Annotated in this window: 11 protein-coding genes and 1 riboswitch; of the genes, 9 read left to right on the top strand and 2 right to left on the bottom strand. The window is 41.8% G+C overall.

Annotation, left to right across the window (positions count from 1 at the left end):
* Positions 1-458 precede the first annotated feature (458 nt).
* Positions 459-962 (bottom strand): fasciclin domain-containing protein, encoded by a 504-nt coding sequence (locus tag QZ562_RS15645; protein WP_293761991.1) that lies wholly within the window; start codon positions 960-962, stop codon positions 459-461.
* Positions 963-1,641: 679 nt separating this feature from the next.
* On the opposite strand from QZ562_RS15645, the gene QZ562_RS15640 reads away from it, so the two are divergent.
* Positions 1,642-2,424 (top strand): hypothetical protein, encoded by a 783-nt coding sequence (locus QZ562_RS15640; RefSeq protein WP_293761989.1) that lies wholly within the window; start codon positions 1,642-1,644, stop codon positions 2,422-2,424.
* A 247-nt stretch (positions 2,425-2,671) separates the two neighbouring features.
* On the opposite strand, the gene gloA is transcribed toward QZ562_RS15640, so the two are convergent.
* Positions 2,672-3,223 carry a lactoylglutathione lyase gene (gene gloA / locus QZ562_RS15635; protein ID WP_293761987.1) on the bottom strand — a complete coding sequence of 184 codons (552 nt, stop codon included), beginning with the start codon at positions 3,221-3,223 and terminating at the stop codon, positions 2,672-2,674.
* Between the two features lie 703 nt (positions 3,224-3,926).
* A riboswitch (TPP riboswitch) is annotated at positions 3,927-4,027 on the top strand.
* 71 nt (positions 4,028-4,098) lie between these two features.
* Between gloA and thiD the strand changes: the two genes are divergently transcribed.
* The 8 genes from thiD to QZ562_RS15595 form a co-directional block, all read left to right on the top strand.
* Positions 4,099-5,010, top strand: a complete 912-nt coding sequence (gene thiD, locus QZ562_RS15630; RefSeq protein ID WP_293761985.1) for a bifunctional hydroxymethylpyrimidine kinase/phosphomethylpyrimidine kinase — start codon at positions 4,099-4,101, stop codon at positions 5,008-5,010.
* Positions 5,000-5,794, top strand: a complete 795-nt coding sequence (locus tag QZ562_RS15625; RefSeq protein ID WP_293761983.1) for an ABC transporter ATP-binding protein — start codon at positions 5,000-5,002, stop codon at positions 5,792-5,794. The genes thiD and QZ562_RS15625 overlap by 11 nt, the downstream gene beginning before the upstream one ends.
* Positions 5,787-6,599: an ABC transporter permease gene (locus QZ562_RS15620; protein ID WP_293761981.1), complete on the top strand. Its 813-nt coding sequence runs from the start codon at positions 5,787-5,789 to the stop codon at positions 6,597-6,599. Before QZ562_RS15625 ends, QZ562_RS15620 begins: the two co-directional genes overlap by 8 nt.
* A gap of 73 nt (positions 6,600-6,672) precedes the next feature.
* Positions 6,673-7,620, top strand: coding sequence for an ABC transporter substrate-binding protein (locus tag QZ562_RS15615; RefSeq protein ID WP_293761979.1), 948 nt, complete (start codon positions 6,673-6,675; stop codon positions 7,618-7,620).
* A gap of 42 nt (positions 7,621-7,662) precedes the next feature.
* Entirely contained in the window at positions 7,663-8,340 is a 678-nt protein-coding gene (gene tenA / locus QZ562_RS15610) for a thiaminase II (RefSeq protein WP_293761977.1), read from the top strand.
* Positions 8,337-9,140 (top strand): hydroxyethylthiazole kinase, encoded by an 804-nt coding sequence (gene thiM, locus QZ562_RS15605; RefSeq protein ID WP_293761975.1) that lies wholly within the window; start codon positions 8,337-8,339, stop codon positions 9,138-9,140. The genes tenA and thiM overlap by 4 nt, the downstream gene beginning before the upstream one ends.
* Positions 9,141-9,210: 70 nt before the next feature.
* Complete coding sequence (gene thiE, locus QZ562_RS15600) at positions 9,211-9,828, top strand: thiamine phosphate synthase (RefSeq protein ID WP_293761973.1); 618 nt, start codon at positions 9,211-9,213, stop codon at positions 9,826-9,828.
* A gap of 1,141 nt (positions 9,829-10,969) precedes the next feature.
* Positions 10,970-12,396, top strand: a 1,427-nt coding sequence (locus QZ562_RS15595; protein ID WP_293761971.1) for a formate--tetrahydrofolate ligase, incomplete at its 3' end; no start/stop codon positions are given.

Here is a 12,396-nt window from a genome sequence, read left to right as displayed (position 1 = left end):
AATCAACGTCTTGACCCTATCGAAAACTATACTCAAGCATGTTGAACCTTAACGACATTTTTACCTCATCACTCTGGATACGGCCTACGGTTGGCTATGTAAGTAACGGAAATAAATTGAGAAATAAATAGAGAAATAAAACAGCCATCCTTAAATGCAGTGATAGAATCTTCAAGGCGTTTAACGCATTTAAAAATCATATGATTTCAATTTTCAACTAACCTGCCCTTCAGAATTTTTTCAAAAAAATTAAACGACAATATTTTGACCGATCGATTCGGGTTGACCCAAATTAGTAGAGGAATTTGCCGAGTTAGCTTTGACCCTAACTGCGCGTTTAGTTACTGCATCCTTGCCATTATGCATTTCCATCCATTAGTAGATGGCTCATTAATCAATGTCGAATAACGTTAAGTAAAAACATAGACTTTTTGGCATTGAGCATGAACCGAGAAAGACTACATGTCGGGCAAAACAACAGTGTCGATAATATGGATCACACCATTTGAGGTCATGATATCAGTCTTGATCACAGTGGCATTATTGATTTTAACGCCATCTGAGGTATCAATAACTATTTCACCACCTTGAACTGTTTTAGCTTTGTTTAACTTCACCAAGTCCGCTGCCATTAATTTACCCGCAACAACATGGTAAGTGAGTGTGGCTACTAGTTTCTCTTTATTCTCTACCCTCAATAGATCCCCTATGGTTCCCTCTGAGATTTTTACAAATGCGCCATTAGAAGGGGCAAAGAGGGTAAATGGCCCTTTTCCCTTTAAAGTATCGACTAACCTAGCCGCTTTGATGGCAGTGACTAAAGTGGTAAGGGAAGGATCAGCTACAGCGGTTTCGAAAATATCTAATCTTTGCGAATGGTGTTGCGTAGCCAGCGAGCTAGCAGACACAAAGATTAAGGACAAGACAGCGATTGAAATATATTTAGTAAAAGACACGTTCATAATTACTCCAGATTCTGTTAGTGACAAAAATTGCTAACCCTTAAAACACTTTGGTTGATTATAAATGGCAGCACTTAATACTTATTACTACCTACGAACGTAACATCTAATCACAATGTTACGCTATGAATATAGGTAAAATAAAACGTCATTTTTTATAAGATGAAAATATATCTTGCCTCATATTTACCTCTCTTTTACTTCTCTTTTACCTCTCTTTTGTATCCTTGAGGGGCCGAAAACCAGCGAACTATCGTCTCTTAATCAACCGTTTTCACGTAATTCAGATTTCAAAGCAAGGGTCTTCCACCGTTGTGCAAACCAGTTTTGGATATTGCTTGTGTTTTTGATAATGAACCGCTTTTATTCAAACAGACTTATCTGAGTCGGCGCTATATTGGCGCAGCTAGACACCTGCTTTAGTAAGTACTTGGTATTTAAGCCGTTAGAAAGGCTAGCTCTTCCACCGTCTGCTGACCACTCAAACTCGCCTATCACCTGAGTGCCATTTTCTGAATTGATAAGTCAAGTATGGACTGGCGACTTTAACCCGAGAGCGGCCCTAATGTTGCCAATAGACAATATTTCAACTTTCCCGTGAACTTATTTTACCGTATTATATCGTATAATGACTTACTAGTCGGTAAGTCCATCATAATCATTTATTTAAGGGATTAATTTGAAATCACTAAAAATAGTACTGGCAGTGGCAATTGCTGTTTCAAGCATTACTTTTTCATATGCGAACACTTTTGATCAAGAACTTAGGGTAGGTATTGCCGACCTAAATGACACAGAAGATAATTTTTTTGGTGTGGGATATCAATACTATTTTAAAGACGTTGAGCTTGACCATAACGCTTGGGAGATCAGCTCATATTTGCAACGGGTCGATAGTATCAACCTTGATTACCTTAAGATTGATGACGTTTCGCGACTGCAAGTATCTGCTGAAGTTTTTTTACAAAATAACTGGGTAGTTAGACCACGCTTTAGTCGTGTTGCTGACGATGACGAATCCAATATGAGGATAGGTACAGATATTGGACAGTTTATCCAAGACAACTGGGAAGTAGGTGCTGGCTTAGACTACTTCAAATCTGACACTAGATTTGACTATGACGAAAACGACGATTTTTTGTTTTCGATATATACACGTTACACAACATTGGAGCGCAACAGCAACACCTTTAAACCGGGTTGGGATCTAGAACTACAAGGCACAGTTATTGGCGAAGATACTTCTGTCGTTGCCTCTGCTGCGTATTATTTTTCGCCTAAATTCAGTTTGTATGGGGGCGTCACACAAGTTGACCGAGATCGCCGCGATGCAATAACTGCAGTTAACTTGGGTACTAATTATTGGTTTAACCGCTCATTTTCAATTAATTTTGGACTTGGCGTTGATGTTGGTGGTGACGGTTTGCGTTCTTTAGATTTGTTGGCTAGTTACCGGTTTTAATCAGTCTTAGGTATTGAAAAGAAGCTGGCACAAAGCCAGCTTCTTTTTATCCATTCAATTAGGCGTGATATCTCATTATAAAGCATTACATTGGTGTTGTTTGCAAATAAGTCACTACGCCAAATTTGGGATTAGCTGGGTTACAGGTGGCCGTTATTATCATTCGGCTTTAAATTTGTGAATGATTGTTGATCGCTCGCAATGGTCAGTCAGTTCAAGTGTGAGCTAGTATATAATTTATCTTTTATTATAAACGGCTACCTAATAAATCTGGTAAGCGTTCCGGTGTGAAAATCTCAATCCAATAGCCGTCTGGATCTTTAATAAAAGCAATGCCTTTAATGCCACCATCGTTCGGTTTTTTCTTAAACTCAACGCCTAAAGATTCAAATCGTTTACAGGCCTCGTCAATATTAGGAACCGCAAAGCCAATGTGACCGAAGCCTTTAGGCTGTTCGTTGCCACTATGATAAGACAAACTGGCGTCGCTTTCATCGCCCCAATTGTGGGTGAGTTCTAACATAGCAGGGCGACTAAAGGTTTGCACCATGCGCTGATTATTATCGCTAGACCAATCACTGAGACGCTCTGGTGTTATACATGCCAGAAAATATAGTGTGAACTTCATTTCATCAAAATCTAATCGTTTTACAAGTGTCATTCCTAATACTGAGGTGTAAAACGTTAGTGTGCGCTCAGGGTCTTTGATTCTTAACATGGTTTGGTTAAACACAAACTCATGGGTAGCTGGGTCGTGCTCCTCTGTCAAGCCTTGGGCTTGTTCAAAATGACGGCTCATATTGTTTACCTTGTATTACTTTATAAAGACTTTGTATGCACATGCTATCTTACATTTTGAACGTATTGAACGGGTTTATGACGTAACGATGGAGTGAATCTTTTTAGTTCGTTGATTTTAGATAATTAATAAGTATCGACTTCAAACATTTTATTTTGCTAGAAACGTATACTTCTCAATCCGAATAGATAATTAAGGTCGAATGACTGTTAATTGATTGAACCTGTTGGTCGAAGTATCACCCATGCGCTGACAATATAGACATATTGTCACTTCAGAATCTGAATCACCTGAAAATTACTTATTCAAAATCCTTTTGCAAATAAATGAATTTTAGTTGCGTATTTTCATGACGTTACAAAGGGGGGTTAGAACTTGAGTAAGGCAAGTAACCGAAAAAGTCGGAGGCGGGGCAAAATTAAATCCACTTTTGTACTATTTGCTCTTTCTGCCAGGCGCTTGAGGTAAATGTAAGTACTCTCTCGTTAATGATGTCAGTTACCTTTTAAATTTATCATTATCAAGGGTTGTGTCTAACTTAGATGCGGTCTCACTCTTTTTTAACCGATATCTTCCAACATGACAGGTCATTAAACTTGGGAAGATAGCTTGGCACTCAACATTGTCAACATTTCACGTTTTGCTGACCCAGATTAATTACTAACATTGTTATATTGCGCTTTTAATAAAACTTGTTATTATCAAAAAATAGTCGGGGAGCCTTTAAGGCTGAGATTGCATATCGCAAGACCCGTTGAACCTGATTCAGTTAGCACTGGCGTAGGGAACTAATTTCTTGTTTTGTATGATTGACTCTTCAGTGTTTTCAAATCTTCAGCTCGATATAGTTCCTACGCGTCAACGTTAGGAGCTTTATGTCAAATATTACAGTCACTCCCATCAAAGCATCGCTTGCTACCCAAACAGAGCCTCCCGAAACAGATTTTTCTGTGACAGATAGAGCTTATGCTTCATCTACGCCTATTGTATTAACAATTGCAGGATCTGATAGCGGTGGTGGTGCAGGTATTCAGGCCGATATTAAAGCGATATCCGCAACGGGAGGCTATGCCTGTTCAGTCATAACGGCCATCACCGCGCAAAATACCCTGGGCGTGTCAGCTATTTTTCCTATTCCGCTAGAATATGTCGAAAAGCAGTTAGATGCGGTTTTTACTGATTTGAACGTTGTTGCCGTCAAAGTCGGCATGTTAGCTGAGTCTGGCATTATCAATCTAGTAGCCGCTAAAATAAAACAGTATCAACCTGCATTTTTAGTCGTAGACCCTGTCATGGTAGCGACCAGTGGCGACTTATTGTTAGAAGTATCCGCGATCAGCACCCTCAAAACTGAATTACTGCCACTCGCCGATATTATTACACCCAACTTATCCGAAGGTGCCGCCCTGATAGGCGTTGATACACCAGATAACGCAGCAGATATGCTTAACATGATCACAGGACTTCGACAGTTAGGTGCAGCAACAATATTGCTTAAAGGGGGACACCTTGAACAGGATGAAAACAGTAATGATCTGCTTATATTTCCTGAACAGGTTCACCACTTAACGGCAAAACGTATCCACACTCGTAACACCCACGGTACGGGTTGTTCGCTGTCTTCGGCTATTGCCTCTTATTTAGCACAAGGGCATGATTTGTTACGGGCAGTGCAGCTTGGCAAACAATATATCTCCGAAGCTATTGCTCATGCCGACGAATTATCAATAGGCAAAGGTCATGGGCCGATTAATCATTTTTTCAGTGGCCATGCTGATGTCCGTTGATAAACAGCTGCTATCAGGCCAAAACAATGCTGTTAGTATAGACATCGTTGACGGTTACCTGCGCTATCACGACAGCGCTGAGGTGACCCTGGCAGGACTCAACATTCACATACCGGCGAGAGCCTGGACCTGTATTTTGGGACGTAGCGGTTGCGGCAAAAGTTCTTTATTACGCTACTTGGCTAATTTGCTGGAGGACAGAGTCGACTGGGCGGGTGAAGTCAATACACACCCACCATGTGATAGCAAAGATCAGATTACCTATATGGCTCAACAAGATTTGTTGATGCCTTGGCTATCGGCTTTAGAAAACGTCATGTTGAGTACTAAATTTGGTGCTGCGCATTCATCAGCAAAGAAAACCCATTTGATGGTTGATAAAGCGCATGCTTTATTGCAAAAAGTAGGGCTCAAAGACAAGGCAAATTATATGCCACAGCAATTATCGGGTGGTATGCGGCAACGTGTCGCGTTAGCAAGAACGCTTTTGCAAGACAAGCCTATCATATTAATGGATGAGCCTTTTTCTGCATTAGATGCTGTCACGCGGTATCGTCTTCAAAATCTTGCTTACCAACTACTGCAAGATAAAACGGTCGTGTTGATCACCCACGACCCACAAGAAGCCATTCGCTTAGCAGACCAACTCTATATTATGCAAGGCAGACCTGCTTTTGCTGAATCCTTAACTGTACCCAAATCGGTGACGCCCCGTAATTTTGATACAGAGTTTGCCGAACTTCAGCAAACCATCATGGGTCGCTTGGAGCAAGACTATGAGTGAGTTGACCCGAGTAGAGCCAATCACAGTTGATCCACTGCTACGTGAGGTGAAAAGCAAACAATCGCTATACAAGTCACTGCTACGTATGTTGGTCAGCGCGGCGGTGATTATTGGCTTATGGCAAGCTGTGGTGGTTATTTTTGAAATGCCCTCATTCATTCTACCTAGCCCCTTTGCTGTATTTGAAAGGCTGATTGAGAGACACCAAGTTTTGTTCAAACACGGCTGGGTTACCGCTCAAGAAATTATATTGGGTTTGCTACTGGGTTTAAGTATGGGGCTGTTATTCGCGTTGCAGATGTTGTTATTTAAACCCGTTAAACGCTGGTTGTTACCCCTTTTGATAGCCAGCCAAGCCATCCCCGTCTTCGCTATCGCGCCGGTATTAATGTTGTGGTTGGGGTACGGAATTGCATCGAAAATTGTGATGGCTGCCTTGATCATATTTTTTCCTATCACCACCTGTTGTTTCGACGGCTTACGAAATACCCCTTTAGGTTATCTAGAACTAGCAAAAACAATGGGGGCAACAAAATGGCAAATGTTGCGGCATATTCAATTTCCAGCGGCATTACCTACCCTTGCTTCAGGGATCCGCGTAGCGGTCGTAATAGCCCCCATTGGCGCAGTAGCCGGAGAATGGGTTGGTTCTAGCGAAGGTCTGGGTTATCTGATGTTACAGGCAAACGCACGCATGCTAATAGACGAAATGTTTGCTGCCCTGTTTATCTTGTCGGTTTTGTCTATCACGCTTTATTTTGTAGCAGATAGGTGTCTGAAAAAACTGATCCCTTGGGAAGCTTAAACAAAATTATCATCAGCGATCTATGCATATCAATACCTACATAAATAGCAGTAAAAATATTAAAGGAAATGTAATGAAAAAGAACGTTATCGTGACTGTATTAGTGCTTACTGCCAGCCTGTTTTCATCGTCGACGCAGGCCGATACTAAAACACTGACCCTGATGTTGGATTGGTTTGTCAATCCAAATCATGGTCCTGTCATTATTGCTAAAGAACGCGGCTATTTTGCAGCCCAAGGCCTTAATGTTGACATTCAAGAGCCCGCAGATCCAAGCATGCCTCCAAAACTGGTTGCTGCTAATAAGGTAGATTTAGCGATATCTTATCAACCTAGTTTGATAATCGATGTCGCGGCGGGTTTACCCTTGATCCGCTCGGCAACGTTGATTGCTAGCCCTTTAAATACACTGATGGTGTTAGACAATAACAACATTAATGATCTGTCTGACCTGAAAGGCAAAAAAATAGGTATTGCTATGGCCGGTAACGTAGAGGCGAGTATCGATACGATGCTGAAAACGGTCGGTCTTAACTATGACGATGTAAAAATTATCAATGTAGGCTGGGCACTTTCTTCTTCACTGGCTTCTGGCAGAGTCGATGCCATTTGGGGCGGATTACGTAACTTTGAGGCAAATCAACTTACCCTTGAAGGGTTTAAAGCGAAAAGTTTTTTTCCTGAAGATTATGGTGTACCGCATTATGACGAGCTGATCTTTGTGGCCAATGCAAATACTTACGATAAGGCCGCGATCATCGCCTTTAATAAGGCCATAGAGCAAGCGAGTCTTTACATTGCTAAAAACCCGCAAAAAGCGTGGGAAGAGTTTGCAGCGTTTGCCCCAGACACCTTAAATAATGAACTTAACAAACTTGCGTGGAACGATACATTTATGCATTTTTCAGCGCACCCTGCTGCTGCTGATTTGCAGCGCTACGATGACTATGCCCAATTTATGTATACAAAAAAAGCCATTACGACACAGCCAAAAGCGCAAGATTATGTGCTTAGCTTTTAATAAATTGTCTTTTATTCTATCAATAACCAATCGAGTCATTAAATGAAACATCAAGATTTAATCAATGCCTGTCAGCAAGATTGGGATGCATACATTCAGCATTCTTTCGTTCAACAGCTAGCAAAAGGTACGTTAGCGCATTCCTGCTACCTGCATTACCTTAAACAAGACTTTTTGTTTTTAAAGCAATATGCCCGTGCCTATGCGCTGGCAATTTACAAGGCAAACACCCTAGCCGATATGCGTGGCGCATTGCTGAGTGTCAATACATTACTGAATTCAGAAATAAGTCACCATGTGAGTTATTGCGCTAACTGGGGTCTGACTGAATCAGATATGGAAGCTGAAGACGAAGATGCTGGAACGGTTGCTTACACACGTTATGTTCTGGATACGGGCATAAAAGGGGATATTGTTGATTTATACGCGGCGTTAGCCCCCTGCTCTATGGGCTATGCAGAGATAGGACGTAACCTCAGCGCAGGTGAAAACACTAAGCTGCAAGGTAACCCATTTATCGACTGGATCACCTTATATGCAGGTGAAAAATTTCAGCAAAGTGCCGCGCAAGGGACCGCACACATTGATACATTGTTGGCTGAAATTGACTTGGAAAGCCAGCGCGGTCAAAACCTGATTAAGATATTTAGAACCGCTACACGCATGGAAACTGCGTTTTGGCAGCAAGGCTTAAATGCCACTTTGGAGAATAACGTATGAATCAACAATTGGACACGGCTATTAATACAATCGTAACAGCGTTACGGACGGTGCGTGAACAAAAACCACTGGTAGTTAATATCACAAACTATGTGGTAATGAATAATACCGCTAATGCGTTGCTGGCGATGGGCGCGTCACCCATCATGGCGCATTCCCGTCAAGAGATGGCAGAACTGATGTCTTTTGCGAGTGCGCTGGTGATCAACATTGGCACCTTAGACAGCCAATGGATCCCACGTATGTTATTTGCAGTTGAACAGGCAAATATTAATAACAAGCCCGTCGTGCTTGATCCTGTGGGATGCGGTGCTAGTGCGCTAAGAACAGCAACGTCACGTCAAATTGGACACGCCGCAAATAAGTTGATTATTCGCGGTAATGCTTCTGAGATTATTGCGCTTGCTGGAGAAAAAACACAACACAAAGGCGTTGATGCTCAGGATGATAGTGATGCGGCGGTGGGCGCGGCCCACTATTTGCTAGAAACTTACCAAGGTAATGTGGTTATTTCTGGAGCAACTGATTTTGTGATCACTCCCGAGGGTGAGTTTCAGCTAAACAATGGCCATGCGATGATGCCTTATGTAACCGGCATGGGATGCTCGTTAAGTGCCTTGACGGGAGCCTTTGCCGCCATTGGTGAAGAAAGCGGATTAGCGGCGGTTGCGATTTTAGGTGTGGCAGGTGAAATTGCAGCTGCGCAATCAAAAGGCCCCGGGAGTTTACAACTCAACATAGTGGACGCATTGTATCAGTTGGATGAAAAGACACTGATACAACGTATAAAATTATCCTGACCTGGTGCACGTTCAACTTTTCTGGCTGAACGTACCGCGTGAATTGAATTAAGCAATAGTGAGCGCCAAAGTGGATCTATACCGTCTATATTTAGTCACCGATGACAAACAAGACCTTGTAACATTGAAAAATGTTGTTAGAGAAGCTGTAGCGGGTGGCGTAACCATGGTGCAAGTAAGAGAAAAGCAGAGAGATATTCGCTGTTTTATTGAAATAGCACTGGCCGTGAAAGCTGTTTTAAAAGGAAGCGGTATACCTCTGATCATAAACGATAGGGTAGATGTGGCATTGGCGATTGATGCCGATGGTGTTCACCTTGGCCAATCAGATATGCCAGCAGGCATAGCGCGCCGCCTACTCGGGAAGGATAAATTACTGGGTCTGTCGATTGAAAACGAACAACAACTGATTGAGGCTGAGTCATTACCCGTCGACTATTTAGGTTTGAGTGCGATTTTCGCTACACCCACAAAAACTGATATTAAAAAAGAATGGGGCATTAGTGGGCTAGCTAATGCAGTAGCACAAAGTTCTTTTCCTATAGTGGCAATAGGCGGTATTAATGTCACTAACCTTGAAGCTGTTATCGCCACCGATGTCGCTGGTGTGGCTCTGGTGTCAGCGATTTGTGATGCAAAATCTCCCCAAGATGTGGCAAGAAAATTTAGAACATTGATGAGAAGATAGCCAACTATCTCGATAACATAGTCGGTTCTTAACACGGCCAAATGGTTGGCTTCACATTAACAACCACACAGTCGGAACCTATTAAAATTTAATCGGCAAACAAGTAAGTCGATGGTTGATTTAGGTTATCTTCGGTAACAGTGTCATCTATTGGTTATATGAAAAGTGTTTAAGGGTGTTGACTAGTGTTGATTAGTATTGAAAGTGACGATAGGAGTCGATAAGTATCTTGATTAACCTTTAATAGGTTGGACTGAAACTCGTATGCTTCATCTTTAATTTATGAATTTTAATCTCGAAGATGGCTCAATAACTGAGATTTACTAACCATTGCCTTGTATATAAAGACCACAATTCGAGCAGTATTTTTTATATTGCCTGTTGATTCTGGCAACATTAAAAGCGCTCTAAAACATCAACAAATCTGAAAATTCAGTTACTTCTCTAATATGTCAAATACAGACTTTCACTGAAGAATTAATGCAGGGGGAAAGGCCTAAATGGTGGGTTCTGACATTTCCAATGATGTCGGCTAGCCATCCAGCTAACCGACTTTTACAATGAATGGTTGCGCAATGAAAGCTTAAGCTAGCTGGTGTATAAGTTTTAAGTTGACCCTGTCTCCAGTTTTATTTAATAGTCAGATAACTCAGTAAACTTGCAGTATAAGTCGTCGTTATTGACAGCACGCGAAAGCTTGAAAGTGCTGAATGTCCAGTGCTGAATGTCCGGTGCTCAACCAATGCCGCCCTTAAACTGATTTTGACAACAGGCCGCTTACTGACACAACTTGTCTTAGGCTGCTGAACGGCAATAAGCATGGGTTAGGGGTTTTTAGCCAATCGGCATTTAGTTGTCATTAAAAGACCCGATTCATATTAATAGATTTTGATAAATATATGATCCTTATGACATCAACCTCAATATTAGAGTCCATACAAGAGAATTTTATTTCCTTTATATCTGATACTTGCTCGTTTTTATTACCATTTATGTTTGGAGACATTTATCGCGGTGTCCTTTCATGGATTAAGTTAATACACAATGAAACATCACTCCTAACATCCAAAAATCAGTTTTAAGATATCAAATAATCCGTCAACACTCCCTATAATAAGAGCACTCGAGATGTACTATAAAAATGAAAACTGATATCGAAATTGCACGCGCAAGCCAAATAATGCCCATTATAGAAATTGGTGCGAAGCTAGGTATCGGTTACAAACATTTAATCCCCTATGGTCACAACAAAGCTAAAATAGATTGCGATTTTATTGCAACGTTAAAAGATAAACCTAACGGCAAATTAATATTGGTCACTGCGATTTCACCCACTCCGGCAGGTGAGGGTAAGACAACAACAACCGTTGGTTTAGGTGATGCCCTAAACAGTATTGGTAAACAGACAGCTATCTGCCTTCGCGAGCCAAGTCTTGGTCCCTGCTTCGGTTCAAAGGGTGGTGCCACTGGTGGTGGTTTCGCGCAAGTTGTGCCCATGGAAGATATTAATTTACATTTTACTGGCGATTTTCATGCTATTGGCGCTGCGCATAATTTATTATCAGCCCTTATCGACAATCATATCAAGTGGGATAACGAGAACAAGCTTGACCCGCAAAAGATCACCTGGCGGCGGGTGATGGACATGAATGATAGAACACTACGAGATGTCGTTATTGGTCTTGGTGGGACTGGTAACGGTATTCCTCGACAAACTGGTTTTGATATTACTGTTGCATCTGAAGTTATGGCTATATTCTGTCTAGCGACAGATATCAATGACCTACAGCGCCGCATTGGCAATATTATTGTGGGCTACACGGTAGATAAAAAATCGGTCTCTGCGCGCGATCTTATGGCCGATGGCGCAATGATGGTTTTACTTAAAGATGCATTCAGCCCTAATCTGGTTCAAACACTGGAACATAACCCCGCTTTTATCCACGGAGGACCTTTTGCCAATATTGCCCATGGTTGTAATTCTGTTGTCGCTACGCAGACTGCGTTGAAGGTTGCCGATTATGTTGTGACAGAAGCAGGCTTTGGTGCCGATTTGGGTGCAGAGAAATTTTTTAATATCAAATGTCGTAAAGCTAGCTTAGAACCGGATGCGGTAGTTTTAGTAGCAACGGTACGCGCACTTAAAATGCACGGTGGAGTGACCATAAACGCACTTAATACAGAAAACATCATTGCCGTTAAAAAAGGTTTAGACAACCTTGGTCGTCATTTGCGTAACTTACAGCAGTTTGGTGTCCCTATTGTGGTTGGAATTAATTATTTTATCTCTGACACAGAAACCGAAATACGAGCAATCATCGAGTACTGCAATGATTTAGGTGTGGAGGCGTGTGTCTGTAAACATTGGGCCGAGGGCTCAAAAGGCGCCCAAGAACTAGCACATAAAGTTGTCGCGTTAGTGGAGTCTGGAAGTGCAAAATTTTCAACCCTTTATCCTGACAACATGTCTTTACTCGACAAGATCCGTCATATTGCGCGCACACTTTATGGGGCTAGGGATATCTTTGCTGATGACGCTGTCCGCAATACACTTGCCAGCTGGGAGCA

The sequence above is a fragment of the uncultured Paraglaciecola sp. genome, assembly GCF_913058035.1.
GTDB lineage: Bacteria > Pseudomonadota > Gammaproteobacteria > Enterobacterales > Alteromonadaceae > Paraglaciecola.
This window is presented reverse-complemented; position numbering and strand designations above follow the sequence as displayed.

Bases quoted from the DNA above. Each gene is read 5' to 3' on its own strand.
- QZ562_RS15645 (WP_293761991.1), bottom strand. From the start codon at position 962: ATGAACGTGTCTTTTACTAAATATATTTCAATCGCTGTCTTGTCCTTA.
- gloA (WP_293761987.1), bottom strand. From the start codon at position 3,223: ATGAGCCGTCATTTTGAACAAGCCCAAGGCTTGACAGAGGAGCACGAC.
- thiD (WP_293761985.1), top strand. From the start codon at position 4,099: ATGTCAAATATTACAGTCACTCCCATCAAAGCATCGCTTGCTACCCAA.
- QZ562_RS15625 (WP_293761983.1), top strand. From the start codon at position 5,000: ATGTCCGTTGATAAACAGCTGCTATCAGGCCAAAACAATGCTGTTAGT.
- QZ562_RS15620 (WP_293761981.1), top strand. From the start codon at position 5,787: ATGAGTGAGTTGACCCGAGTAGAGCCAATCACAGTTGATCCACTGCTA.
- QZ562_RS15615 (WP_293761979.1), top strand. From the start codon at position 6,673: ATGAAAAAGAACGTTATCGTGACTGTATTAGTGCTTACTGCCAGCCTG.
- tenA (WP_293761977.1), top strand. From the start codon at position 7,663: ATGAAACATCAAGATTTAATCAATGCCTGTCAGCAAGATTGGGATGCA.
- thiM (WP_293761975.1), top strand. From the start codon at position 8,337: ATGAATCAACAATTGGACACGGCTATTAATACAATCGTAACAGCGTTA.